Consider the following 26,011-nt stretch of genomic DNA (forward strand, 5'->3'; position numbering starts at 1 on the left):
GCGCTCACCCGGCCTTCGCCGGGGTCAACCGCACAGGCAGCGCGGTCAACTGGTTCATGATTCCGACGTCTTCCCACCTCAGATCGACGGCGGGCACCGCGAGTTCGATCCGCTCGAAGCGGTCCAGCAAGGTGGTGAACGCGATTTCGGCCTCGGCCTTGGCGAGATTCGCGCCCAGGCAACGATGGATACCGTGGCCGAACGCGAGATGCTGGTTGTCCTGGCGGCCGACGTCCAGCCGATCGGGGTCGGTGAACCGCTCTCCGTCGCGGTTCGCCTCGGTCACGGAACACATCACGACGTCGCCGGCGGCGATGGTGACGTTCTCGACCTCGATGGGTTCGACGGCCATCCGGAACGCCGTCACGCGCAGCGGGGGGTCGTAGCGCAACAATTCGTCGACCGCACCGGACAGGAGGGACCGGTCCCCACGCACGCGGTCGAGCTGCTCGGGGTGGGTCAGCAGCAGGTTCAAGCCTTTGGCGATCAGCTGCGTGGTCGCCGTCTGGCCCGCAACCAGCAACAGGAACACCATCGAACTGACCTCGTCGTCATCGAGGTCGGCGGTCAAGCGCGAAATGAGGCCATCGTCGGGGTCGGAACGCCGTCGTCCGGCGAGATCTTTCGCGTAGTCGTTCAGCCACATGATCGATGGCCGCAGGGTGTCCTTGATCGGCAGGAGGCCCGCGGCGAAGACGTCCGACCAGCTGCGCACCTGCGCGCACTCGTCCGCGGGAATTCCGAAGATCTCGCCTAACACCAACGTCGGCAGCGGGACGGCGAAGTCGGCGACCAGGTCCACTTCGGACCGTGGGGACAGCTTTCGCACCAGGTCGCCTGCGATGCGTTCGATGGCGGGCCGTACGGCGATGACGGCTCGCGTGGTGAAACCCGGCGCCGCCAGTTTGCGCATCCGCGTGTGCACCGGGGGATCCTGGCTCAGCATGTCGCGTTCCATGATCCGTTTGACGTCGGTGGGCAGTGACGCGAGCGGAGCCATCTCGCCCATTGTGGACGAATCGCTGGTGAGTCTGGTGTCGCTCAGCATTCGGCGGGCGAGGCCGTACTTGGTGACCATCCACACCGTACGGCCGTCCGGTAGGTCCACACGGGTGACACCGGGCGAACTCACGGTCGCAGCGTTCATCGGCCCAGATTCGACGAGATCACCCTCGGTGTCCATTCGCCGATCGTCCACGTTTCCCTGGACGTTTTCCTATCGACGGCTCCGGTGGCGTTACGGATACCGTTCGACCACAAGGATTCCTTCACCAGTGATCCGGAGCCGTCATGAAACAACGAGAGCTCGGACGTAGTGGTATCAAGGTCTCCCGGATGGCATTGGGCACCGCCACCTGGGGACTCACCACGCACCGCGACGAGGCCGCTGAACAGCTCGTAGAGTTCGTCGGAGCGGGCGGCAATCTCCTCGACACCTCCGACGTGTACGGCGCGGGCGCGAGCGAAAAGGTCATCGGCGAGCTGCTCGGAACGGTCGTGCCCCGCTCGTCGGTGGTACTCGCCACCAAAGCCGGCGGTGTTCCCGGAGGTAAGCCAGGCGACGCGGACACCCGGCGGGAGTCTCTGCTCGCCGCGCTCGACGCGTCGCTCACCAGACTCGGGACGGACTACGTCGACCTATGGCAGATGCACGTCTGGGACGACAGGACGCCGATCGAGGAGACGTTGTCCGCGATCGAAACCGCTGTACAAAGTGGACGTGTCCGGAACGCGGGGATCTGCAATTACTCGGGTTGGCAGACCGCGCTCGCGGCCAGGAGGCGGCTCGGCGGTGGACCTTCGCTCATGAGCACACAGGTCGAGTACTCACTGCTGGAACGCGGTATCGAGCGCGAGGTGCTCCCTGCCGCCGCCGCACTGGGGCTGTCGGTGCTGCCGTGGGCACCGCTGGGCCGAGGAGTGCTCACCGCGAAGTACCGGTCAGGTGTGCCGCTCGAACGGGCGAAGAGTCCCTTCTTCCGGTGGTACGTCGGCCATCACCTGGACGCACCCCGCACCGACGAGATCGTCGACGCGGTGGCGTCGGCGGCCGCCGAACTCGGCGCCGCTCCCGTCGCGATCGCGCTGGTTTGGGTCCGGGACCGGCCGTCGGTGACCGCCCCTGTGGTGGGAGCACGCACCGCGGAACAACTCAGGGATTCCTTGGCCGCCGAATCACTCGAGCTGCCGAAGGAGATCAGGACCCGGCTGGACGAGGTCTCCGCACCGTACGTCGGCTATCCCGAACGACTTGTCTGACAACGAGGAGTGGCAATGGGCCGGCGATTCGGCGAATTCAAGCACCTACCCATCAGTCCAGTGTTGCGCGAGTACGTCCTGCGCAGCGGCACACCACTGGACCCGGTGATGACGAGTCTGGTGGACGAAACCCAGCGGGTGAGCGAACTTTCGATCATGCTCGTGCCCGAGGAGCAGGCGAACCTGATGACCCTGCTCACCAAGGTCCAGTCGGCCGCGATCGTGCTCGATCTCGGCACGTTCACCGGTTGCTCGGCGCTCGCGTTCGCCCGAGGCCTCTCCACCACTGGCCGGGTGATCACCTGTGACATCAGCGACAAGCATCTCGACGTGGCACGTCACCATTGGAAGTGGGCCGGTGTCGACGACCGTATCGACTTCCGGCTCGGCCCGGCCGGGGCGACGCTCGAAGCACTCGCCGCGGAGGAGACCCGGATCGATATCGCGTTCCTCGACGCGGACAAGGAGAACTACGGTGTCTACTTCGACCTGATCGAGCCCATGTTGCGCCCCGGCGGCCTGCTTCTGGTCGACAACGCGTTGTTCAACGGGTACGTCCTCGCTCCGGAACTGGCGCCCTCGGAGTTGATCCGCGGCGCGTCGGCCGCCCTGCGCGATCTCAACGCGCGACTGGCGGCGGACGATCGCTTCGAAACCGTCATGCTGCCGATGTCCGACGGACTCACCATCGCCCGCAAGAAGAGCCGGGAACAGGAGTGAGCTCGGTGCACGCGGACGTGTGGGACTTCCCGTTCGACGAGGAAGGCCTGGAACTCAACGAGTCGTATCGCCGGGCTCGCACCACCCCGGGTCTCGTCCGGGTGCAACAGGCCTACGGCGAGGCCGCCTGGCTGGCCACCCGGTACGAAGACGTCCGGTTCGTGCTCGCGGATCCCCGGTTCTCCAGGGCGATGTCGATGACCGAGAACTGTCCGCGCACGACCGAGGGAGTGCAGCGGGGAGGCCTGCTCTTCATGGATCGTCAGGACCATTCCCGCATCCGCGGGCTGGTGGCGAAGGCGTTCACGATGCGGCAGGTCGCGGCCCTGCGACCGAAGGTCCACGAGCTCACCGACACCTTGGCCGGGCGGATCGCCTCCGGCACGCCGCCTGTCGATCTCGTCGAGGGTTACGCCAAACCGGCACGGTCCACTGTCATCTTCGAACTCCTCGGTATCCCGCCGGAGGACCGGGACGGTTTCCGCGGACTCTGTGAAGGCGTGCTCTCCACCGGCGCGATGTCCGCGGAGGAGTTCGGGGCGAACCACGTGAAGCTGAACGGCTACATGGCCGAATTGGTGCAGCGCCGGCGGCGCGAGCCGGGTGAAGACCTCATGACCGCGCTGATCGCGGCCCGAGATGTGCGGGACCGGCTCAGCGAGGACGAACTGGTCAACGTGTGCATCGACATCCTGCTGCCTGCCTACCAGAGCCAGGTGCCGAACTTCGTCCACGCGCTGATGCGGCAGCCGGGCACGTGGGACCGGCTGGTCGCCGAACCACGACTGCTCCCGAGTGCCGTCGAGGAGCTGGTCCGGTTCGTGCCCCTCGTCGAAGGAGCGCCATTCCCCCGCTACGCCACCGAAGACATCGCGATCGGCGGCGTAGCGGTGCGAGCCGGAGAACCGGTTCTCGTGTCGATGGCGGCGGCCAACCGCGACTCGTCGGTGTTCGTCGACGCGGACGAGCTCGTCCTCGATCGAGAGGACAACCGCCACCTGGGTTTCGGGCACGGCATCCATTTCTGCCTCGGCGCCCAGCTGGCCCGCATGGCGTTGTACGAGGAGCTGGGCGCCTTGCTGAGGCGGATACCCACTCTCCGTCCGGCGGGAGAGGCGGTGTGGAACACCGAGATGGGCATACGCGGGTTACGGACCATGCCGGTCGGATGGTGACCGTCCGGAACCGCCGCGACCGTGATCACCCCGCTGCAAGATCTGTGAACGGAGCTTCGATGTCTGTGGATGTGAAGACGGCCCCCGATGGAACGCTGGAGACCGGCGCACCGATCGTCATCGACGGCAACACGCTGACCCTCGAAGACCTGCACGCGGTCGCGGTGGAAGGCAGTGGGGTCGCACTGCGGGACGAGTCCCTGCGGCTGATGGCCGGGTCCCGTGAGCTGAAGGTCGACCTCGTCGCCGAAGGCCACGCGATCTACGGCGTGACCACCGGCTTCGGGGACAGCGTGATCCGGCAGATCGCGCCGGTGAAGTCGGCCGAACTGCAGCACAACCTGATCCGCTACCACATGAACGGAACGGGACCGTCGACACCGCCAGACGTGGTGCGCGCGACCTTGCTCATCCGGGCGAACTGTCTGGCCAAAGGCAACTCCGGAGTCCGGCCGGAGGTGGTCGCCCGGCTGGTGGACCAGCTCAACCTGGGGATCCTGCCCCGGCTGCCCCAGCGGGGCTCGCTCGGGGCCAGCGGTGATCTGGTGCCGTTGTGTCACCTCGCAGCGAGCCTGCTGGCCGAAGGCGACGTCACCTATGACGGGCGGCTGCGGCCGGCCGGGGAGGTACTCGCGGAGGTCGGTCTCGCGCCGTTGACGCTGGAGGCCAAGGAGGGCCTGGCGCTGATCAACGGCACGTCGTTCTCGTCGGCGTTCGCCGCACTGGCCTGTCTGGGGGCAACCCGGCTGGCCCGGATCGCCGAGCTGAGCACGGCGATGGCCTCCGAGGCGCTGCTGGGCAACCGCGGGCACTTCGCGGAGTTCATCCACCTGGCCAAACCGCATCCCGGCCAGGTCACGTCAGCTCGAGAGGTCGCCCGTTTGCTGACCGATTCGAAGCTGGCACTGGACCACAGCCAGGTCATCGAACTGACCGGCGGTCTGGGCGGTGAGGAATACGCGGAGCTGAAGCGGTCCATTCAGGACCGGTATTCGGTGCGGTGCGCTCCGCATGTGGTCGGCGTCCTGCGGGACACGCTCGACTGGGCCCGACGCTGGGTGGAGATCGAGATCAACTCCTCCAACGACAATCCGTTGTTCGACGTGGCCGCACGCGAGGTGCACAGCGGCGGCAACTTCTACGGCGGACACGTCGCGCAGGCGATGGACTCGCTCAAGGTGGCCGTGGCGAACATCGCGGACCTGCTGGACCGCCAGCTCGAACTCGTCGTGGACGAGAAGTTCAACAACGGGCTGACTCCGAACCTGATCCCCCGCCATGCCCCGACGGACTGGCGCGCCGGTCTGCACCACGGGTTCAAAGGGATGCAGATCGCGTGCTCCTCGATCACCGCGGAGGCGTTGAAGACCAGCACACCCGCGAGCGTGTTCTCCCGGTCCAGCGAGGCGCACAACCAGGACAAGGTCAGCATGTCCGCGATCGCCGCGCGGGACGCCTTCCAGGTCGTCTCGATGGCCGAAGAGGTGGCCGCGATCCACCTGCTGGCGCTGTGCCAGGCCCTGGACCTGCGCGGGACGGCGCAGGCGTCCAGCCGGACCAGAGCGGCACACGCCCTGATCCGCGAGCGGGTGCCCTTCGTCGAAGACGACCGGGCGATGGAGAGCGACATCCACGCGGTCGTCGAGCTGATCAGATCCGGTGCGCTGATCAGCGTCACGTCACCGGCCGCCCCGGCAGCCAACGGACACGGAGGTGAGTGATGACCGAGACCGACGCGACACAGAAGCCGGCAAGGCAGGCGGAGTTCCCGCTCGTCGGGGAAATCTGGCAGGCCGACTATGGCGATATGGTGATCGAGCACGATTACCGGGAGCCGGGCAAGATCAGTTTCGTGTCGAAGCACGGCACGAGACTCACGGTGGATCTCACGGTCACACGGATCAGGGACGACGTGTTCGTGCTCGCCTTCCAGGACACGGACGCCTCGGTGGTCGCGGTCGAGGACCTGGCCACGCACCAGGTCACTTCGACGATGATCCTGCGCGACCACACGTTGCTGCACATGACCGGCGTATTGAGCCGGGTGGAACCGTGACCGGCCCCACGCCTCCCGCGGTCGTTCCCGGTGACCCGCGCTACGAAGACCTGATCCGACGTGGCCACAACCCCCGGTTCGCGAACCGTCCCGACGAGATACACCCGGTGCGGTCCACCGAGGAGGTGGTCCGGGTGGTCGCCGACGCGGTACGGACCGGCCGAAGGATCGCCGTGCGCAGCGGAGGCCACTGTGGAGAGGACTTCGTCGACAACCCGGCCGTCCGTGTGCTCATCGACATGTCGCGGATGTCGCTTGTGGACTTCGACCACCGGCGCAACGCCTTCGTCGTGGAGGCGGGCGCGACGATGGAGCAGGTCTACCGGACGCTGTACTTCGGTTGGGGGGTAACGGTACCCGGTGGTGTCTGCCTTTCGGTGGGCGCCGGTGGACACTTCGCGGGCGGGGGCTTCGGCGCACTGTCCCGCAGCCTGGGCACGGTGGCCGAATACATCGAGGCGGTGGAAGTAGTCGTGGCCGGAGCGGACGGCGAGGTTCGCGCCGTGGTCGCCACCCGTGATCCTCGGGACCCCCAGCACGATCTGTGGTGGGCGCACACCGGGGCCGGGAGCGGCAGCTTCGGTGTGGTTACCCGATATTGGCTGCGCTCGGCGGCCGCAACCGGAGACGACCCGGCGCGGTCACTGCCCGCCCCACCCCCGGCGATCCAATGTGACCTGGTGATGTGGGATTGGCCGGACCTCGCTTCCCAGGACACGTTCGTACGCTTCATGGCGAACCACGGAAACTGGTCGGAACGCAACAGCGACCCCGGTTCCTCCGCCACCGCGCTGCACAGTGTCCTGATGATCCCGCACCGGTCCGCGGGCAAGATCGTGCTCGACGTGCAGACCGGCACCAACGAGCCGGGAGCGGAAAAACTGGCGGACGACTTCGTCGCCGCACTCGCGGAGGGGGTGGCCGAACCCAGCTTGCGGCTACGGTCCGTCCGGACGTGGTGGCAGGGCATGCTCGCCACCACCGTCTCGAAGGATCCGATCCCGCAGGACGCCCAGAGTCGGGCCAAGGTGAAGTCCGGCTACCTGCGCAAGCGTTTCACTGACGAGCAGCTCGCCACCGTCCACGCTCATCTCACCACAGCGGACTACGCCCATCCGGAGGCTTACCTCTGCCTGGTTTCCTACGGCGGAACGGCGAACGCGGTGGCCCCGGCGGCCACCTCCCTCGCCCAGCGCGACTCCGTGCTCAAGGTCCTTTTCGGAGTCAACTGGACCCAGCCCGATGAAGACGCCACGCACCTGAGCTGGGTCCGGGAGTTCTACCGGGATGTCTACCGCGAGACAGGCGGGGTGCCGGTACCGGGCGAAGTGAGCGACGGTGCCTACATCAACTATGCAGACGCCGATCTGGCCGACCCGGCCTGGAACACCTCGGGCGTGCGCTGGCACGAGCTCTACCACAAGGAAAACTACGCACGGTTGCAACAGGTCAAGGCCCGCTGGGACCCCGGTGACGTGTTCCGGCACGAGTTGTCCGTCACCTGCCCCACCACCACAGGGGAGTCTCGATGATCGTGCCTTGGCGCCGCGATCGGCGCGCAACGTCGGCCAGGCGGCACTCGGGCGCGATCGAAGCGTGGGTGTGGACCCTTCCCTTCGGTTCGTTCGCGCTGTTGTGGAAACGAGATTCCCCCGCAGGTTGAAAACCACGGTCCTGAAGATCGACCACCCTTAGGGAGAAAATCATGAACGACTTCCCGCTGACCGGACAGATCTGGCGTATCGACTACGGCGAGATCGCGTTCGAGCACGACTACCGGGTCCCGGGCAAACTCAGTTTCGTGCTGCCGACCGACGGTTCGACCATGACGGTCGACCTTGCCGTCACCAAGCTGCGCGACAACCTCTATCTGCTCCGGTTCGAAGACGGCGGATACGCGTCCATGGTCGCCATCGAGGATCTCGCGGCGAACACCGTCAACACGACCATGTTCGTACACCACGACAGCTCGATGATGAACTTCACCGGGAAGATCAGCAGGGTCGACGCCTGATGCCCGCGGTCGATCGGATCGAACTGCCCGACGGGAGAAGCGTCTGGATGGTCACCAAGTACGCACTCGCGAAAAAAGTGCTTGGCGACACCACGTTGTCCAACGACACCTCGCGGATGGGCGGGAAGGCGCCGCTCGCCGCCCTTCCCGCCTCCGTGCGGGAGGTGATGGCGCAGGACATGCTCAACACCGACCCGCCGAAGCACACTCGGTTGCGGCGCCTGGTCGCCCAGAACTTCACCATTCGAAGCGTGCAGGAGATGCGGCCGCTCGCGGACGGGATCGCCGATCGCCTGCTGTCCAAAGTGGACATATCGGTGGAGGTGGACCTCGTCCCGGAGTACGCGCAACCGTTGCCGACCCTGGTACTGGGCGCGCTGATCGGGATCCCGGAGGAGGATTGCCCGGACGTCCAGTACTGGTCGGACACCTTCGTCTCCGAACTGCTGCTGATCAGCGACAAGCTGCAGGCTTCGGCGGAGTGGCTGAGTCAGTACGCGGCGGACCTGGTGCGGCGCAAGCGACTCGCCCGTGGTGACGACCTCCTCTCGCGGCTGATCGCCGCCGATCTGGAGGACGACGAGCTGAGTTCGATGGTGTTCGTCCTGTTGATCGCGGGACAGACCGCGGCGAGCCAGTTGATCGCCAAAGCGGTACACCTGCTGCTGACGCACCCGGACCAGCTCGCAACGTTACGGGCGGACGATTCGCTGTTGCCCGGCATGGTCGACGAGGCACTGCGGTTCGAATCGCCGCTGGACGTGACCGCGTTCCGCATGACCACCGAACCGTTCGAAATCGACGGCGTCACGATCCCCACCGGCGAGATCGTCATCTGCTCGATGCCCGCCATCAACCGGGATCCGGACCGATTCCCCGATCCGGACACCTTCGACATCCGGCGCGTGGACAACGCGCACCTGTCGTTCGGTTTCGGCATCCACCGTTGCCTGGGTGCCAACCTGGCACGAGTCGAAGCGGAAGCCGCCGTCGCCGCGCTCCTTCGTCTTCACTCTGATTCGGGTATCACGGTGCGAGAGGAAGGGGTGCGATGGCAGCCGGGTGGCATCATGCATCTGCTCACCTCGTTGCCGGTACGGTTCACCTCTCCGGTCTGACGAGACTGCGTTCCGCCCGCCGCCAGGCGGAACGCAGTCTTGTCGCGACGAGCGCGCCCGTCAGCAGCACTCCGACCGGCAGCCACAAGCTCTCCCGCACGGCCTCCGTCAGACCGCTGGCGCCGGCGTTCTCCCCCGCCACCGCGATCCTGGCTTGCAGCACCATCCCGACGGTGGCGCTGCCGAGCACGCCACCGAGCTGGAAGGCCGTGTTGAACGTGCCGGACGCGGGTCCGAGAAGCTCGGGCCGCACCGAACCCATCGTCAAGGTGCTCATCGGCGAAAACACCAGTCCCATGCCGATTCCGCACAGCAGGAGCCCCGGCAGAAGCGACCACGGGTTCGTGCCCGCCTCCGCCATCGTCGCGATGACCGCCAGCCCACCGGCGACCAGCACGAGACCGAGTACCAGCATGATCTTCGCGTCAAACCGGCCTGCCAGCCAACCACCGAACGGCGCGACCGCGCCGGACAACAAGGACATGGGTGCCGTCAGCATCCCCGCGGCCGAAGGCGAGAGACCGAGCACGGTCTGAAAATAGATCATCAACGGAAAGAACATGCCGGTCACGGCGAAACTGAAGAACACCAGGGTCACTACACCGGCGGCGAAGTCCCGGTTCGCGAACATCCTCAGTGGCACCAGCGGACTCCCGGTGATCCGCTGCCACCACACGAACGCGACCAGCAGGATCAGCCCGCCCACGATGACCTGTGGCACGGTGACGCCGGCCCGGATCTCGCCCCAGCCGAACAGCTGCCCGTTGTGCACGCCGAACACGAACAGCAGGAGCCCCGCGGCCGAAAGCACGATGCCCGGTGCGTCGAAGCGGCCGGCGTCGCCTGGCCGCCAGTCCGGTATCAACACCACCGCGAGGACCAGCGCGAGACCACCGACCGGCACGTTGAGGTAGAAGATCCACGACCAACCGAACGCGTCCACCACCACGCCGCCCAGTAGGGGACCCATCACCGTCGCGAGGCCCGACACGGCTCCCCAGACACCCATCGCCACACCACGGCTCGACGGCGGGAACAGGTGCGTGAGCAATGTCAGAGTCTGCGGTGTCATCAGCGCCGCGCCGAGGCCCTGCACGCCTCGGGCCGCGATGAGGGTGCCGACATCAGTGGCGGCACCGCAGGCGACCGAGGCCGCAGTGAACAACGCAAGGCCGGTGACGAACACTCGCTTGGGCCCGTAGCGCATGCCGAGCTTGCTGGTGAACAACATCGGCACCGCGGAAGCGAGCAGGTACACGCTGGTCACCCACACCACGGAGTTCAGACTCGTCGACAACTCGTGGACTATGACCGGCACCGTGACCGGCACGATCGCCGTGTCGAGCATGAAAAGGAACACGCCCGAACACAGCGCGGCCAACGCTCCCCACGGCTTGCCCTCTGATCCGGTCACATCGCCTCCCACACGCAGGCCGATCGGCCCCTGACCGTAGCCGCGGGGAGGTACGGTCCACAGGCGTCGTATCACCGGCTGAAACGATTTCTCCCGCTGAAGCCTCGGCAGCTCCGGAGGCCTTGGTGGACGCCGCTTACCGGACGGCACAGTCGTGAAGGCCCATCAGGACCAAGAGATCTCGCCGGTCCGGTCGACGAAACGTCCGGACCGGGCACCGGGTTTCTCGGTGGCGAGACGGACGATCGCGTCCGTACCTTCCGTGACGGTCTGGGGACCGCTGTGTCCATTGAGATCGGTCGCCGTGTAACCCGGGTCAGCGGCGTTGACGCGCATACTCGGCAGTGCTTTGGCGTATTGGGTGGTCAGCATGGTCAGCGCCGCCTTCGACGCGGTGTAAAGCGGCGCGATGACCTTGGACTCGGGGCGTGCCGGGTCATGGGTGTGGGCGAGTGAACCCATGCCACTGCTGACGTTGATGATGACGGGGTCCGTTGATCGGCGCAGCAGCGGCAGGAACGCGGTGGTCGTGCGGACCACACCCGCGACGTTGACGTCGAAGACCCTCAGGGACTCGATCCCCGTCAGGGTGCTGGGATCACCGCTGGGCCCGTGAATACCGGCGTTGTTGATCAGGACATCGATCACGCCCTCGTGCCCGGCGACGTCCGCGACCGCGGCGGCGACCGCCGCGTCGTCGGTCACGTCGATGCGGACGAACCGTGCACCGAGCGCGGTGGCGGCCGCCACGCCCTGTTCGGGATCGCGGGCGCCGACAATAACCGTGTGACCGAGCTCGACGAGGCGTCGGGCGGTCTCGCGACCAAGCCCCTTGTTCGCTCCTGTGATGAATGTGATCGTCATGCGATCAGCATCCGTCTTTCGCCGGAGCCTTTGCCAGGGCCGCCTCGACGGTAGGAATGGCAATACCACCCTCGACGGCCGGGCATGTGGAAGGATGAGGTCGTGACCACGAAGTCTGGTGCCGGACTGGGTGAGATGATCCGTACGTGGCGGGACCGGTTGCCGCCGTCGGCCGCAGCGCTGCCGGTGGGTCCTGCTCGCCGCGCGGCCGGGCTGCGCCGAGAGGAACTTGCCGAACTCGCCGGGATATCGGTCGACTACCTCGTACGACTGGAGCAGGGACGGGCCACCACCCCCTCGGCGCCGGTGGTGGCCTCCCTGGCACGTGCCCTTCAGCTGACCTCTGCCGAGCGGGATCACCTGTACCGGCTGGCCAACCTCATCTCGCCCGCGGAGGGCACGATCCCCGACCAGATCCCGCCCGGCGTGCACCGGGTACTCACCCGGCTCGGTGACGTCGCGGTCGCGGTGTTCGCCGCGGATTGGCGGCTGATCTGGTGGAACCGCAGCTGGGCGGCACTGCTGGGCGATCCTTCGACCTCTCCCCCGGAGCTGCGCAACTTCGCTCGCGACAGGTTCCCCGTGAGCGTGGGTCCCGCTCGGCTCGCGCTGTGGCCCGTGGCCGAACAGGACAGCGACGCCACCGACGCCGCCGTCGTATCCGACTTGCGGCGCGCCACCGGCCGCTTCCACGCCGACACACGCCTGGCGGGCCTGATCCGTGAACTGAGCGCGGGGAACCAACGGTTCGCCGAACTGTGGGCGACAGGTACGGTGGCGACTCACCGCGAGGACCACAAAACGATCGAGCATCCGTCGGTCGGACCGGTCACGGTGGACTGTGACGTGCTGACCGACGGCGACTCCGAACTCAAGATAGTGGTCATGACCGCCGTGCCCGGCAGTGAGGACGAGACCAAGCTGCGGCTCACCGGGGTCGTCGGCCACCCGAACCCCACGAACTCACCTACGCAGGTGGGCGATTAGGCTCCAGGAATGGTGCGCGGCCATGGGATTCCGCGAAGTCAGCCACCGCCGCCGAGTGAGTTGGCCGAACCGACCGCCGCGATGAACTCGGCGCGGACCGCCGGGTCGTCCCGGAACCGGCCGAGCAGGTGCGAGCTGACCATACTGGCGTCTTCGGCCTCGACCCCTCGCAGGTTCATGCAGGAATGGGCGCCGCGGATCAAGCACGCCACCCCTGTGGTGTCGAGCATGCGTTCGATCGTGGTGACGACCTGCTCGCCAAGCCTTTCCTGGACCTGCGGCCGTGCCGCGAACTCCTTGACCAGGCGGGCCAGTTTGGAAAGCCCGACGATCCTGGCCCCAGTAGCGGGCAGATACGCGACGGACGCACGACCGACCCAGGGAAGCAAATGGTGCTCGCACAGTGAAACGAAGCGGACGTTGACCACCAGGATCATGGTGGGATTGTCCGAGACGGAGGGAAACGTGACTTCCAAGTGCCGGCCCGGGTCAACGAGCCTGCCCGCTGTCATCTCCGCCAGCGCGCGGACGAAGCGCCGCGGAGTGCGGTCATTGTGCTCGCTGTCATAGGGAAGACCCAATGCGGTGAGCATAGCCTCGGCATGTTTGGCGGCGAGGTCGATGTCCACTTCAGGACTGTCCGGCACCACACCGTCGAAGGGCGGCAACGGAACCCCGGCAAGCCTCGAGGGCGAAGAATCATTGGTCATGATCGTCAGCGCTTTCGTTCGTCGGCCCACAGAAGAACATGCAGGCGGCTGGAGAAGTTGTACCCACGCTGGAGTATCGAGTCGGCGAGTTCCTGCGATCGCGCGAGAATCACGTCGGATCCAGTACCCTCAGGCATGATCCACACGCGCTCCGGCGGAATGCCCACAGTCGTGACGAGCAGGTCGACCTCCGGAAGGTCGTGCACGCTCGCCACCACGAACTTGAACGAAGCCTTGCCGCTGTCAACGAAGGCTTTGAGCGCGTTCGGCCGTACTCGCATTTCCTGCGGGTCGCCCGAATGCGCCAGTTTCGGCGAAACCGTGAACCGGTGAGTGTTTTCCACGGTTTCCGGGTCCGGCGCCTTGGTACCGTTCGTTTCGATCTCCAATTCACGGCCACGGGTGGTGAGCCCGCGCAAGAGCGTTCCCCAGCCACGTTGCCGCTGATGCAACAGCGGTTCACCCCCGGTCAATACCGTCAGGGCCGCTCCACGTTCGTCGACGTCCTGAAGAATGTCGGCGACAGGCCGTCGGGCCAGTTCGGCACGAAGATCGAAACGCGACGAGTCCCACGTGTAGGGACTGTCGCACCATGAACAGTGCAGGTCGCATCCGCCCAACCGCACGAAGGACGCGTGTCGCCCAGTGGACACTCCTTCCCCTTGGAACGTCGGGCCGAAGATCTCGGAGACGACCAGCGACTCCACTCCGGTTGCCTGTTTCGGGATCATGGGCACCACTCCGCTGCGTTCACGTGCGTTTCCTTCACGACGACCCGAGTGATCCGGGCCCCTTGCGCGCTTTCAGTGCCTTCGATGACTTTCTCGGCGATCCTGCCGAGCAGAACGGCGACATTCTCGACGGTCGGCCATTCCAGGTCCGCGACAGCCGGTCCTGCCTCCGCTTCCCCGAATACGAACAGCTTCGAGCCATCCGCGGTAAGCGCGTCGCGGAGTGGATCCTGATATCCCAGCATCGTTCCGTGGTCGAGGCGTAGATCGATCCACTCACGGAGTTGTTTCTTGAACTCCCCGAACTCCACGACCGTGGCGGTACTTGCCAGTTCCTGGCAGGCCGCGGTGACTTCCACCCACCAGGAGTGGCCGTGCAGGCTCGCACATTTTCCCCCTAGATGGGGCAGCCTGTGCGCGGTCTCGAAATTGTGCCGCACCGTCACGGCATGAGTACTCATAGCGCCGCCGGCGCGGGGAACTCCGTCGTGTTATCGAGGTAAGCGGTGGGGTCGGGAACATCCGCGTCGCGGAACGCCTCACGGCGTTCATAGCAGGTACCGCAGACGCCACAGTGCCGGTCTCCGCCCTTGTAGCAGGACCAGGTGAGCTCCATCGGAGCGCCGAGCATCGTGCCATGACGCGCGATATCACTCTTACTCCAGCGCAGGAAGGGTGCTTCCACTCGTGGCGGGTTCATCCCCTCGTTCGCGACTTCGACCAGGGTGGACAGTGCGTCGATGAAGGCCGGGCGGCAGTCCGGGTAGATGAAGTGATCGCCGGCGTGGGTGCCGAGCGCGAGCACGGCGGCCCGGTGCGAGAGCGCGATACCGACCGCCACATTAGCCAGAATGGCGTTGCGGTTGGGGACGATCGTCGCCTTCATCGTCGCCTCCGCGTAGTGACCGTCGGGCACCGCCACGGTATCGTCAGTCAACGCCGAACCGGTGAGCGCGGACCCCACAGAACGCAGATCGACCACGACGTGCTCGGCGGAGTAGTGACGTGCGACAGCGGCTGCCGAGTCGATCTCCTTACGGTGCCGCTGACCGTAGTCCACGGTGATCATCAGCAGAGGATGACCGTCGTGGTGATAGTGCGCCGCGACAGTGGTGGAGTCCATCCCACCGGACAGGACCACCGCGACCAGTTCTCGGGCGCTCATCGCACCCCTCCTTCGTGATCCGCCTGCGCGTGCAGCACCAAGCCGCCACGCACTTGCTGTTCGAGCCGGACCGTGGCCGCCCGGGGCCGCAGGACCGCGACCAGGTCCTGCAACAAGGTGACCGCCAGGGTTTCACAGAAGATTCCCCGGTCGCGGAAGCTGTGCAGATAAAGTTTGAACGACTTGGATTCCAGGCATCGGTCATCCGGCAGGTATCCGAAGTCCATCGCATAAAGGTCCGGCTGCGCGGTCACCGGGCAGAACGCGGTCAGCTCCGCCGTACGGAACCGGACGACACCGATCCCGGCAGGAGCGGGGAAGGTCTCCAACCCGCCGGCGTCCACGGCACCTCGGACCGTATTTCCCAGCAACGTCAGCGAATCTGTGGGATCGGCACTCATGGAAACCCCTGTCCGCCCTGCCCGGGCCTCATACGCAGTCAACTGCGGGCTGGTGTGTGCTCCGCACCACTCGGCCGCATGCTCAGTTAAGCCAGGAGTGTCCACTTAGGTCAACGAGAACAGCACTAACCGCCAGTTCGGTTACACCGATCCACCCGACTACCCAGCCGTGCGCATCTTGTTGTTCCATGGGATGAAAAGGCCCTGGCCACTACGCGGGCCTGGCGTATATTGTGGTGCGGCGCTGACGAGTGGCTGGATGCGGGCTGGTGGGCTGCCACCTCGCCGCGAAGGCCTTCTTGAGGAGCCCTCAGACCGGTCTATCTCGCTGGATTCGCTACGAGGCCGGCCCATCCGATCAGCAGCAGTAGGCCGACCGCATCGACAAGTGCCCCACTCCCCCGCGACGAGTGGCTCAGCCACGTTCAAAGCCAGCCTGACGACGCTCGAGACCAACAGCAGACTCCGCGCATGCCGGTTCACATCCGCCGAGGCTCCACACAGCGACAACTGCCGAATCGCGATCAGCAACGCCAGGACCGACTGCTCTAAGGCGGGCGTGACCAACGGAGCCACCCAACCGGATACACCGAGCCCAAGCCCGAACACCAGGACGTTGCCCAACTCGAACAGGAACGTCAGCCCACAATGACGCTGTCGAAGGCCGTGACCAGCCGTAAGCCAAGGCCGACGCCCATGCCGGATCCGTCTGCTCACCAAACCAACCACCGCACACGACTGCCAGAAGCCCCAGCTCAACCACTTGCAGGACACGTTCTAGGCCACACCACCGACCATGATCAACAAGGTGGTGGCGTCTGTCTTCATGCAGACCACCAGCGACGTCACGATGTCGGGCTGGAGTACCAGGGGCCGGGTATCGAGCACGTCCCCCTTCGGAGCGACCGGCATGGGCGAGGTGTCCCCATCGCGGTTTGTCGTGCTCGCGCGAACACCAGCCTCATTCGGCTGCCTATTAGCCTCCAATACCAGCAACAAGAACCCGGTCACGGTTCCAAATGACGAGTGATTATTCCGAAGCAGGGCACCGGTAACTATATAGCGAAGCGAGAGCAAGAGCTTGAAGTTCACCCGGCAGGTTACGGTTCGACGATGATCTCCGGCAGTCGAGCCCCAGGGAAGGTTTCGGCCAAATGACCGCGGAGCAGTTCTGGGAGCCGGCGAGCAGCGAACCGTTTGAGCGGCTCGTCCCGTGGCGGCATGGAGCGAGTTTTCGGAATGTCGCCGCCCGCTGGTCGGACCTCAAGCCGCGTGGGGGTCTCGTGTGACATCGCCACCACCAAGCCTGTGCCCTCGAGTACGGCGCTCAATGCGTTGGCCGTGACACTGTCCGGACGTGAGTCCAGTAACGCGTTCGGGATCTCGGTTACCACGACAGGCCCGACCTTAGCCAAGAGCGACAGCGCAGCGAGTCGATCTCCTGAGAGATCTTCCCATCGCATCTCGCGAGTTGTCAGTTTTTCGTTCTTCGCGTCGACATACAGCACCATATCGTACCGATACCGAGTGATCTCGTTGTCCCCGCTCATGCATTTCGCGCGAACCGAGACCTTGACCTCCCTATCGGCAATTTCGGCAAAATATGCGATCAGCCGAGGGTCTACGAATAGTTCTTCCTCATTGCGGAAGCGGCCGCTTCCCAGCTCCTCGTCTAGTACTAGCCAATCGAGATACTCATCGCACAGGCCCAGATGTCGAAGATCGCCTAGGATCACCCTGCCGTCGTCCTCGACCAGGTCAATCGCGCGAGAGAGTACCGAAGCTAGGTACTCGGTACTTGGAAAGCACTGGGCAACATTGTTGATCAGCACGCAGTCCGGCCGCTGCCCAGCGCCCATGACGTCGCTCATGGCTCTTTTGATCTGACCTGAATCGATATCGTGCGCCCCCGCAATGACCGCGTGAGCACGAGGCAGACGCGCTGACCGAATTCGATCCACCGCATATCTGGACACATCAGCCCCGACATAACATCCGATGCGGTCGTACAAGTGTCGCAGCAAGAGCCCCGTTCCACATCCGAGTTCCAGCAGCCTACTGGGCCGAGACTCTAGAATCAGAGTCACTATATTGTCGACCCATTCGCGCACGCAATTCTCTGACAATTTCCGGATGGTGGATGTAAGTCCGGCAATATCCGCGTCGGCGACTTCGTCCAGATCAGCTGCTCTGAACTCCCAATCGTACAGATTTGTCCAGTTCTCGACATACTCGCTGAGCAGTGCCCAAGGTCGACCGTTGAGGAGCATTGTATCGAAAGACGGTCGAACGATGAGCGCGCCGGACGGCGCACGACGAACCGAGCCGACCCACGCGTGACCGACAACGGCTGACATGATGGCATCCTCTAACACAAATCTCCTTTACGCGGGATCGAGTCTCAGTGCAGAGCCACTGAAACATCCGAGTTCGAAAGGGGCAGCGACTGGATACTCACCGGCAGCTTTGGCCATCATGACCTGTTCCTTTATGAGGTATTTGTCCTCGCGAGAAAGCAGAGTCAATCTCTTCGACGTCTCGACTGTCAAAGCGTGCGGATCCCTGAAAGTGCCAGTTCAACTCACCAGACCGGTTCCAGCGATATCGCCGCGGCGTCGATGGAGGCCACCTGCAAGTCTAAGCCGCAGGACGGCTTATGAACCCTTCCTAACGAAGCTTGCGGGCTCGGCGCCCTATGGGCGGGCACCGCCTGACGAGACCGGGCAGGTCTCCGACGAATCAAATAGCGCTACTCGGCCCGCGCCAAACGATCGAGTGACGCGCATAGGCTCATTGAATTGAAATGCTACTACGATTCGCCAATGGATTCGCCAATGGATGCGCCGAGCAGCAAGTCATGCACACGAGCTACCACACGAAACATCGGGAGATCCCTTCAGTTGTTTTCCCTCTGCGAACTTCTATTTCTATCGGACAGGGCGGATCAGCGTCCAACCTGCGCTTCGTCACTGCCCGCTACTCCCTTGATCATGCCCGTTCATGCCCAACAAGACTGCCCAATCGGGTGTAAGGTGTTGCGCAAGCTGGATGACTTCACCCGCAAGTTGGACATCTATGGAGCTTTGAACCGTCGCGGGTTGGGGCCGCTTCCTTCGTGAGGACGATGCCCAAGCGTTACCTGCCCGAGGTTCCGCGAGAAGGCGGTCCGTCTGGCCCTTGATCGCCTTAGAGCGTGTCTCATTTGGTGAGTTTCTTGTAGCAGGTGATGGCAGCGCCGAAGGTGAGGAAGGCCAGGAAGTGGCTGGGTTTGCGTTCGTAGCGGATGGTCAGGCGCCGGTAGCCGGTCAGCCAGGCGATGGTCCGTTCGATGACCCACCGGTGTTTGCCGAGTTTGTCGCGGGATTCGATACCTTTCCGGGCGATGCGCGGGATGATCCCGCGCCGGCGGAGCCAAGCGCGCAGAGCGGGAATGTCGTAGGCCTTGTCCGCGTGCAGCTTGGCCGGCTTCCGGCGCCGGGGGCCGCGGTGGGACCGGATCGCCGGCAGCGCGTTGACCAGGGGTTTGAGCGCGTGACTGTCGTGGGTGTTGGCTGCGGAGATGCCGACGGTCAGGGGCAGGCCCGCCCGGTCGGACAGAGCGTGGATCTTCGAGCCGGGTTTGCCGCGGTCGACCGGGCTCGGGCCGGTCAGTCCGCCCCTTTTTTGGCCCTCACGGATGCTCCGTCCAGGACCGCACGCGACCAATCGATCATGCCGCGGCTGCCCAGTTCGTCCAGCACCACGTGGTGCAGCTGTCGCCACAGCCCGGCTTCGATCCATTCGGTGAACCGACGGTGGGCTGTCGGCACGGTGACCCCGAAGCTGGGCGGCAGATGCCGCCAGGCGCACCCGCTGGTCAGCACGAACACGATCGCGGTGAACACGGCCCGATCGTCCACACGTGACATTCCGCCACCTTGCGGGCGCGTCTTTCCCGGTGGAATGAGCGGCTCGACCAGCGCCCATAGCTCGTCGGGCACCAGCCGCCGTGACAACTCGTCCATCACACCATGATCTTGCCCGCATCTCAGCCGAAGCCCAAGTGAGACACACTCTTAATGAGTACAGGTCCGCCGACGCCATCGGCCCGATGGTGGATGTGTACCCGGAAACACTGCGTGTGTGGATTGTCCAGGCTCTTCAGCAGAACATCTTGCCCGCGGGCCACCACACACGGTTGGCCCGGGGTGTCGTCGCCGTCGACGATCAACTGGGGCCCCGGCGGGACGAGGGTGACGCCCTCGAACGCGGATCGTTCGGCCAGCAGTGCCGGCGTCGCGGCCGGAGAAGTCGAATACGTCCGTCCGCACCATGGTCAGTACACCTAGTCGCCGTAGTGCAGGCTGTCCTCGCCGAGGAACTCCAGCTCGAGCCCAGACAACTGCTGGTTCAACCGGACAAGACGATCTTCATCGCCGCGCCCTCCGGCCCAGGCTGGCCCTTCACGAGATTCTGGCGCAGTCGCTGGCCGGCGAGGCGAGTCCTGAAATATCAACTGTCCGACATATGCTGAACTCAGCCAGTGGTGCTAACCGTCCTTACCACTCACGACCAGGATCTCGGTCCGCCGGTCTGGTCGAGCGTGGCGCGCGCCTCGAGTACAGCGTCGATGAGCACGTCGGCATGTTCGGGGCGTGTGGTGTGATTGTTGACAGCGACCCGGAGGTAGGCCTCGCCGTTCGGATGGCAGACGGTGAGATGGACTTCGCCACGCCGGATCAACTCGCTCTGCAATGCCGCGTTGTAGTCGTCGATGTCGTCACCGTGCGGGGGTGTCGCCCGGAACCAGCAGACAGGGAGCACCGGGTCGGCGAAAAGCTCGAGACCGTCCGTCTCGCGCACCCGCCCGGCGAGATACCGGGCGACCTCAAGGTTGCCCATGAGCAGGCGCTCGTAACCCTCGCGGCCCAGGTGTCGCAGCGCCAACCATAATCCCAGTGACTTCCATGAAGGAGCGCCTTCCGGACCGAGGTACATGAAGTCCACACGGCTGTCATGACTCCAGTAATGCGCCTGTTCGGAGAAGCTGGTCGAGAGCTGATTCGGCTCGCGGACCAGCAGACATCCGAGCCCGTAGGGCAGGAACAGCCATTTGTGCAGATCCAAGGTGACCGAGTCCCGCCAACGCGAGACCGGCGAACTCCGGGCGGGTCCGGGAAAGGTCGGCGAAGACGGCTGCCGCCGCGCCCTCGATGTGGAACCACATGCTGTGCTCAGCTGCGATCGCGGCCAATTCACCCAGCGGATCGATCGCGCCGGTGGCGGTCGCGCCTGCCATGCCGACGATCGCGACCGGCCGGTGCCCGGCGCGTCGATCGTCGTCTATCCGATCGGTCAGGGCGTCGAGGCGGATGCGTCCGGTCCGATCGGCCGGGACGAGCCGGAGCGAGCGCCGGCCCATCCCTAGCATGTCCATCGCCCTCGAGAGGGAATAGTGCTCCTCAACCGAGGCGTACACGGTGGCCTGGACGTTTCTCCGAGCCATCTTCAACGCGGAAACGTTGGCCATGGTCCCGCCCGAAGTGAAGATCCCGCGGGAGGGCCGAGCCGGCCGCGCCTCGGTAACCGATGAAGTCGGCGACCCAGGCAAGGGTCTGCACTTCCATCGCGGCCGAGGCTGGGCCTATCTGCCACGCCGCCGGACTCTGGTTGAGCAGGGAGGCGATGCTGTCCCCGAGCACGGCTACGGGCAGCGGACGTGGATGTAAGTATCCGAAGTACTGTGGATGCGCGCCGTTGAGATAGCCGCGTTCCAGCACGGTTCCGACGATTTCGTCCAACAGTTCCGGCAACGAGGTGCTCACATCCGGCGGGGCCCCGGGGGTCCTCGAACTCTCGTAGAAGGTCTGGTCATCGGTAAGGATCGGCCAGGTCGACGGTGTACGTTGCGTGTCGATCAGTGCTTCGAAGTACGGGCGCACAGCCTGGATGAGGTCGTCCCAGACCGTCGGGAAAGCGGCGGTTTCGTCCATCGTCATGCCTGCTGGCGCGGGACGATGCCTTAATAAGCAAGCGGTCCTTTGTCCGCTTCGTCGGTGAGCTGGGAACGGATCTCCCAGAGTGCCGGGAAGAACTGTTGCTTGGTCAGCTTCGCCATTACGTCGATCGAGGTGCCGACCGACCCGATCGCCCCGGCGCCGATGGTGCGCTCGATGACCTTGAGATGTCGCGTACGCCACAGCATGCAGTCGGCATCGAGGTTGATGAGTCCTTCGGCGAGCTGGTAAAGGTCTTCGAAACGAATGTGGTGGACGTAGATCTCACGTAGCCCGGCTCCGCACCGAGACAGGAGCTCGAGGACAACGTGGAGTTCGTGATCACGTCGATTCCACGGGTGTCCGGGCGCATCAGCACGCGGCCGGCGCACGGAAAAGGAGGCTGTGCGGACTGTCTCGAAGACCTTGCCATCGACGGGGAATGCCTCGGACGTCCCCGCCACGGTGCATGACGGCCAAGACCCACTGGCCGTCGACGCGGCCAGCCGGTCTGCCGTTGGCGGTGATCCCCCTGGCCAAGCCCGGGGACAACCCGCAACTCCTGCCGCTGCTGGACGAGAACCAGGTGGCCGCCGATATGTCATCACAACAGCGTGACCGCTACGGAGGGCTGACCCACAGTAGCCAGCCCACCAATCTCCTCAAGGTCCGAACCGCGCACGGGCCCCGTCTTATCGACAAGCTCGCGGCGGCTGCTTGGGAACTACGGCTGTCCCGAGTCCGTCTCGGTCAGGACGGTTCCATCTGTGAGTACCGGTCGAGCCAGCCTGTCGCACGATAGTCACCTCGCCAGGTGAAGACGGCCACCTGTGTGTCGTCGTCGAACACCGGAACCGACGCATTTCCTTGCGACAGCGAAACCCGAGAGAATTGCCTGCCCGACCAAGTTACGACGACACTCGCATCCGGTGCCGAGACGGCGATCAGATCCGCATTTATCTCAAGGATGACGCCGGTCACCCGTTCCTTCAACAAGGATCGATAAGCCTCTTCATCGAGACAGCATTGACTCGGAACGCCCCTGGCCGACCAGTCCGGGTCATTGATGCCTCGTGCTCTCGCGGCGTTCCAGAGCGTGGGAACGAGATCTTCGGCGTGCGCGGGAGTGGCCATCTGCTCGCAAATCCACAGCAGCCGCCCGGCCCCGCGGGGCGGCTGGCATCGTCGCCATTTCACGCGGCGGCTCAGATCCGCCGCGACGACCGCGCTCCAAGGGTGGACAGTGCCGAGCTGCCCTTGGCATCCGATCCAATGGAGATACCTAGGAGCATCCTCCAGCACGGGATACAGGGCCAGATAGGGGATCCCGCCGATTGTCTTGGCACCGCGGCGGAACGCTTCCGGGGTACTCGCGACGAGACCGAGTGCGACCCTGGCCAGGTCGCCCCGTTGATAGACACCAGAGCCATCCGGATGGAGCAATCGGTTGACCACGACCTTCAGCTCTTCACTGATCGCGCTTTGGGCGAGCTTGGGCACCAGGCCCGCGATCAGGTCGATGACCGTGCGTTCCGCTTCATCCGGCGAATCCGGCAAGGCGCTCTCAGCGAGAGCCACCCGGATCTCATGTCCCACCGCCGCGGGCACCATGAGCCGTGCCGTGACCTTTCCCAGTTCCGTCGGCGCGAATACGAACTCGCCGTCGGCCGCCTCGGATCCGCTGATGAACTGGCCTTCGACGAGGAATCGGATGGCCTCACGCAGCGGTTGCAGGCTACGGCTCCCTTGATGGCACGCCAATGTGCCTAGCCACCAGTCCTCGGCCTCCCGTAATGACCCGATCCGCCGCTGGACCACCTCGGCGAGAACATGATCCGGCAGGCTGGCTTCGATCCGGGAGCGCACGGTGTTCCCGGCGACGAGTTTGGCCTGCCAGCGCTGCCGCTCTTGTTCGGTGACGATCAAGAAAGCCCAGCCGTCGCGTTCTCCGTGCCCCACCCGGCCGGCGCGGCCGAACATCTGCTGGACGGTCGCCACGTCGATCGGATTCATCCCGACCTCGGTGTCCTGCACGATGACCGCCCGAGCCGGAAGGTTCACTCCGGCGGCGACCGTCGACGTCGCGACGAGAACATCGATCTCACGGGCGCGGAACGCCTTCTCCGCCTCCCGTTTGTGATCCCAGCCCTTGTAGTGAAGACCGATCCGAGCCTCGCGACACACTTCGTACAGCCGGTCGAGATCGTCAGGGTGCACGCCGTCGGTACGCACCCCCCGAGAGCCGGCGATCACGAGAGCCGTGCGCCGGACGCCGCGTTTGCTGCCGCAGAACACCAGTGCACTGCCACCGTCCTGGGTGATCATCCCGGTGAGCGCGTTCGCCATCCGGATCCGTGCGCTCTCGACCAAAGACCAGTCTCGATGAGTGGCGATGACCGGCAGCTGCCAGGTCAACGTACTCGGCCGCCAGGCCACCCGCACAAGCCGCGCTCCCAACCAAGCCGCGATCTCGTCGGCGTTGGCGACCGTAGCGGACAGCCCCACGATGCGAACCTGATCGTTGCCACGCATCCTGGCAAGGAGCGCTTCCAGGATCGGACCGCGTTCGGGATCGCCCAGCAAATGGATCTCGTCGACGATCAGGCACGCGACTTCGGCGAGAGCCTCGCGCAAGGACGACGCCCGGCACATCGCCTCGAACTTCTCCGTTGTCGCCACCCAGACGTCCGCTTCCCGGACACGTTCGACATCGACGCTGTACTCGCCGGAAAGGCGCTCGACCCGAAGGCCCTCTCGACGCCAATGGTCGAGCTCGCGATCGAGTTCGTCCGTCAGTGACCGTTGCGGCACCAACCACGCGGCCTTGCGGCCTTCATCGACCACGGCGCGAAGCGCTGCGACCATTCCGACCGTGGTCTTGCCGGCGCCGGTGGGGGCGACCACGACGACGTGCGACGAATCCCCCAAGATCGGCGGAACCGCCTCTGATTGAGCGGGATTGAAGGAGGGGTATGGCAAAAAACGAAGCCAGTCGCGGGCAACAAGCTTCTCCGTCGGTACCGAAGACGCGGTCTCGGATGTTCCGGCGTTGCTGTCCCAGAGGGCTTTGAAGGCGTCCTGGGCGACAGCTGCTTCCGGGCCCGTGGTGGTGAACGGTTGCCGGCGCGCGGATCGCGCCAGGTAACACTCCGAAACCTGCGAGCTTCGGTGGGTGATGATCTCGTCGTCCATCAGATAACGCACCGCACGCCAGTCGACGCCGTTCGCTGTCAGCTTGGCCCTGAGATCAGCGAATTCATCGGACGTGGGGAGGAGTACGCGAACATCGGCGCCGTCGGGAAAGGTCGGCGGCTCGGCTCGCGGGTCAGCGATCTTGAGCCAGTACCGCTCCGGCGAAGGCGAGGAGTCCGTATCACCCGATCCGCTGTTTCCTGGCACACGTGGCACGTTAGCCGATCACCGCCGACCGTCGATGCCTGGGCACGAACGTCGGTTCGGACACTGCTGATCGAGATCAAACTGTTGGTACGAATGGCTACCGGGGTTCGAACCCATAGCAGACATCCCACGGGGAGGCCAAGCGTTTTTCCGCGAGAATTGTCTGCCCCCTTGCACACCACACGAAGGCCTACACTTTGAGGTACATGGCCCCCGATCGAATCTCCGAGGCTCGGAACTCCCCAGTAACCTTGCTTCCGGATATTCAGCAATACCTCGGGGCCATGGTCGGAAGGGAAGGGAGCGACGGCCCGCTCCACCGCGCCCCAGAAGCCGGAGCGGGCCGTTGCTCGTACAGCCACAGCCCGCAGGCAGCGCGGAGGGACCTTCTACCGTCTCGATACCTACGACGGCCAGGACGGCGTCGAACGAGGCCGTGAACTGGCCAGCCCGGTCCTGGTCGAGAAACCTGAAGTCGGCGCCTCGATCACCGAGATCCATCACGAGGTTGCGGATCTATCGCGTAGTCCACCCGCAATCCGGATTCGTTCTCGTGCCCAGATGTGCGCGTAGCGGCTGCCGACCTCCAACCCGAAGAACACGTAGATTCTTCTGAGGGTGAGCGCACCGTCGATAGAGCGGAAGGACGTTGGGTTCGACAAGGGGCCGGGTCAGCCGTACTGGGCGGAGCTCGGGGAACGATGCGGCCGTCGACCGTTGAGCCGAGCTGATTTACGGACCTTGCGGTAGAGCTCGTCGAGCCGGCGCCCGACCACGTCGGCACGGGCATCGTCGGCTAGCCGCCCCTGGCGCGCCTGAGTGGTGGCGGCAACGATCGCGGTCCACCTCATCGCGACCTGGTCAGCTTCGACCGACAGCGGGTCGAAGATGTCGTACACCGACAGCCGACGATCACCGTGACCAGCTGCAGAACAGCGTCACGCTCAACCGGAAACCCACAGCTTTGCAGACACGAAGTAACTCCTCGTAACCAGCGATCCATGATCAACTGGCGATATTTGG

The 26,011-nt window shown here is 64.9% G+C and carries 26 protein-coding genes; 9 read left to right on the top strand and 17 right to left on the bottom strand.

The genetic code is table 11. The features are described from left to right. Window positions 1-4 precede the first annotated feature (4 nt). Complete coding sequence (locus tag H074_RS25700) at window positions 5-1,147, bottom strand: cytochrome P450 family protein (protein ID WP_063705448.1); 1,143 nt, start codon at window positions 1,145-1,147, stop codon at window positions 5-7. Window positions 1,148-1,290: 143 nt separating this feature from the next. Here H074_RS25700 and H074_RS25705 point away from each other — a divergent pair, with 143 nt between their 5' ends. The 8 genes from H074_RS25705 to H074_RS25740 all read left to right on the top strand — a co-directional run bounded on the left by H074_RS25705 (window position 1,291) and on the right by H074_RS25740 (window position 9,342). Further along, entirely contained in the window at window positions 1,291-2,259 is a 969-nt protein-coding gene (locus H074_RS25705; protein ID WP_039923406.1) for an aldo/keto reductase, read from the top strand. A gap of 15 nt (window positions 2,260-2,274) precedes the next feature. Next, window positions 2,275-2,979, top strand: coding sequence for an O-methyltransferase (locus H074_RS25710; protein ID WP_007032992.1), 705 nt, complete (start codon window positions 2,275-2,277; stop codon window positions 2,977-2,979). After that, window positions 2,976-4,154: a cytochrome P450 gene (locus H074_RS25715; RefSeq protein WP_007032993.1), complete on the top strand. Its 1,179-nt coding sequence runs from the start codon at window positions 2,976-2,978 to the stop codon at window positions 4,152-4,154. Before H074_RS25710 ends, H074_RS25715 begins: the two co-directional genes overlap by 4 nt. A 59-nt stretch (window positions 4,155-4,213) precedes the next feature. Beyond that, the gene (locus H074_RS25720) at window positions 4,214-5,875 is read left to right on the top strand and encodes an aromatic amino acid ammonia-lyase (protein WP_051072011.1); all 1,662 of its coding nucleotides are present in this window, start codon (window positions 4,214-4,216) and stop codon (window positions 5,873-5,875) included. Next, on the top strand, window positions 5,875-6,210 hold the full coding sequence (locus H074_RS25725) for a MoaF-related domain-containing protein (RefSeq protein ID WP_007032995.1): 336 nt from the start codon (window positions 5,875-5,877) through the stop codon (window positions 6,208-6,210). Before H074_RS25720 ends, H074_RS25725 begins: the two co-directional genes overlap by 1 nt. Continuing rightward, window positions 6,207-7,742 (top strand): FAD-binding oxidoreductase, encoded by a 1,536-nt coding sequence (locus H074_RS25730; RefSeq protein ID WP_007032996.1) that lies wholly within the window; start codon window positions 6,207-6,209, stop codon window positions 7,740-7,742. Before H074_RS25725 ends, H074_RS25730 begins: the two co-directional genes overlap by 4 nt. Window positions 7,743-7,915: 173 nt before the next feature. Then, on the top strand, window positions 7,916-8,224 hold the full coding sequence (locus H074_RS25735) for a MoaF-related domain-containing protein (protein WP_007032997.1): 309 nt from the start codon (window positions 7,916-7,918) through the stop codon (window positions 8,222-8,224). Then, window positions 8,224-9,342 carry a cytochrome P450 gene (locus H074_RS25740; RefSeq protein WP_007032998.1) on the top strand — a complete coding sequence of 373 codons (1,119 nt, stop codon included), beginning with the start codon at window positions 8,224-8,226 and terminating at the stop codon, window positions 9,340-9,342. Before H074_RS25735 ends, H074_RS25740 begins: the two co-directional genes overlap by 1 nt. Here the strand turns inward: H074_RS25740 and H074_RS25745 are convergent. Further along, a complete protein-coding gene (locus H074_RS25745; RefSeq protein ID WP_007032999.1) occupies window positions 9,326-10,756 on the bottom strand; it encodes a DHA2 family efflux MFS transporter permease subunit in 1,431 nt (476 codons plus the stop codon). The two genes, H074_RS25740 and H074_RS25745, sit on opposite strands and share 17 nt — an antisense overlap. A gap of 165 nt (window positions 10,757-10,921) precedes the next feature. Further along, entirely contained in the window at window positions 10,922-11,620 is a 699-nt protein-coding gene (locus H074_RS25750) for an SDR family NAD(P)-dependent oxidoreductase (protein WP_007033000.1), read from the bottom strand. Between the two features lie 102 nt (window positions 11,621-11,722). Between H074_RS25750 and H074_RS25755 the strand changes: the two genes are divergently transcribed. Next, a complete protein-coding gene (locus H074_RS25755; RefSeq protein ID WP_235096882.1) occupies window positions 11,723-12,607 on the top strand; it encodes a helix-turn-helix transcriptional regulator in 885 nt (294 codons plus the stop codon). 38 nt (window positions 12,608-12,645) lie between these two features. On the opposite strand, the gene folE is transcribed toward H074_RS25755, so the two are convergent. From folE to H074_RS25830, 14 genes are all read right to left on the bottom strand, one after another. Further along, window positions 12,646-13,236 carry a GTP cyclohydrolase I gene (gene folE, locus H074_RS25760; RefSeq protein WP_200865818.1) on the bottom strand — a complete coding sequence of 197 codons (591 nt, stop codon included), beginning with the start codon at window positions 13,234-13,236 and terminating at the stop codon, window positions 12,646-12,648. 86 nt (window positions 13,237-13,322) lie between these two features. Continuing rightward, window positions 13,323-14,048, bottom strand: a complete 726-nt coding sequence (locus H074_RS25765) for a 7-carboxy-7-deazaguanine synthase QueE (protein ID WP_039923408.1) — start codon at window positions 14,046-14,048, stop codon at window positions 13,323-13,325. Continuing rightward, entirely contained in the window at window positions 14,045-14,494 is a 450-nt protein-coding gene (locus tag H074_RS25770; protein WP_200865819.1) for a 6-pyruvoyl trahydropterin synthase family protein, read from the bottom strand. Before H074_RS25770 ends, H074_RS25765 begins: the two co-directional genes overlap by 4 nt. A gap of 11 nt (window positions 14,495-14,505) precedes the next feature. Then, on the bottom strand, window positions 14,506-15,213 hold the full coding sequence (queC, locus tag H074_RS25775) for a 7-cyano-7-deazaguanine synthase QueC (RefSeq protein ID WP_007033005.1): 708 nt from the start codon (window positions 15,211-15,213) through the stop codon (window positions 14,506-14,508). Beyond that, complete coding sequence (gene queF, locus H074_RS25780; protein WP_039923411.1) at window positions 15,210-15,614, bottom strand: preQ(1) synthase; 405 nt, start codon at window positions 15,612-15,614, stop codon at window positions 15,210-15,212. The genes queC and queF overlap by 4 nt, the downstream gene beginning before the upstream one ends. 777 nt (window positions 15,615-16,391) lie before the next feature. Further along, entirely contained in the window at window positions 16,392-16,706 is a 315-nt protein-coding gene (locus tag H074_RS25785) for a hypothetical protein (RefSeq protein WP_152521499.1), read from the bottom strand. 8 nt (window positions 16,707-16,714) lie between these two features. Continuing rightward, window positions 16,715-17,971, bottom strand: a complete 1,257-nt coding sequence (locus H074_RS39505) for a class I SAM-dependent methyltransferase (protein WP_152521500.1) — start codon at window positions 17,969-17,971, stop codon at window positions 16,715-16,717. 841 nt (window positions 17,972-18,812) lie between these two features. Then, window positions 18,813-19,618 (bottom strand): IS5 family transposase gene (locus H074_RS40010; protein ID WP_420805397.1). Its coding sequence is split into 2 segments (ribosomal slippage): window positions 18,813-19,273 and window positions 19,273-19,618, totalling 807 coding nucleotides; the frame shifts between segments, so codons are not numbered across the junction. Between the two features lie 541 nt (window positions 19,619-20,159). Next, window positions 20,160-20,720, bottom strand: a complete 561-nt coding sequence (locus H074_RS42120; RefSeq protein ID WP_007033011.1) for a pyridoxal-dependent decarboxylase — start codon at window positions 20,718-20,720, stop codon at window positions 20,160-20,162. After that, complete coding sequence (locus H074_RS42380) at window positions 20,608-21,123, bottom strand: pyridoxal-dependent decarboxylase (RefSeq protein ID WP_152521501.1); 516 nt, start codon at window positions 21,121-21,123, stop codon at window positions 20,608-20,610. The genes H074_RS42120 and H074_RS42380 overlap by 113 nt, the downstream gene beginning before the upstream one ends. Beyond that, a complete protein-coding gene (locus tag H074_RS25815; protein WP_007033013.1) occupies window positions 21,056-21,586 on the bottom strand; it encodes an aromatic-L-amino-acid decarboxylase in 531 nt (176 codons plus the stop codon). The genes H074_RS42380 and H074_RS25815 overlap by 68 nt, the downstream gene beginning before the upstream one ends. Window positions 21,587-21,615: 29 nt before the next feature. Then, window positions 21,616-22,053 carry a tryptophan 2,3-dioxygenase family protein gene (locus tag H074_RS25820; protein ID WP_007033014.1) on the bottom strand — a complete coding sequence of 146 codons (438 nt, stop codon included), beginning with the start codon at window positions 22,051-22,053 and terminating at the stop codon, window positions 21,616-21,618. A gap of 286 nt (window positions 22,054-22,339) precedes the next feature. Continuing rightward, the gene (locus tag H074_RS25825) at window positions 22,340-24,781 is read right to left on the bottom strand and encodes a DEAD/DEAH box helicase (RefSeq protein WP_235096883.1); all 2,442 of its coding nucleotides are present in this window, start codon (window positions 24,779-24,781) and stop codon (window positions 22,340-22,342) included. 878 nt (window positions 24,782-25,659) lie between these two features. Beyond that, window positions 25,660-25,887 (bottom strand): hypothetical protein, encoded by a 228-nt coding sequence (locus H074_RS25830; RefSeq protein WP_007033016.1) that lies wholly within the window; start codon window positions 25,885-25,887, stop codon window positions 25,660-25,662. Between the last annotated feature and the right edge of the window lie 124 nt (window positions 25,888-26,011).

This window comes from Amycolatopsis decaplanina DSM 44594, from assembly GCF_000342005.1.
GTDB classification, from domain to species: Bacteria; Actinomycetota; Actinomycetes; order Mycobacteriales; family Pseudonocardiaceae; genus Amycolatopsis; species Amycolatopsis decaplanina.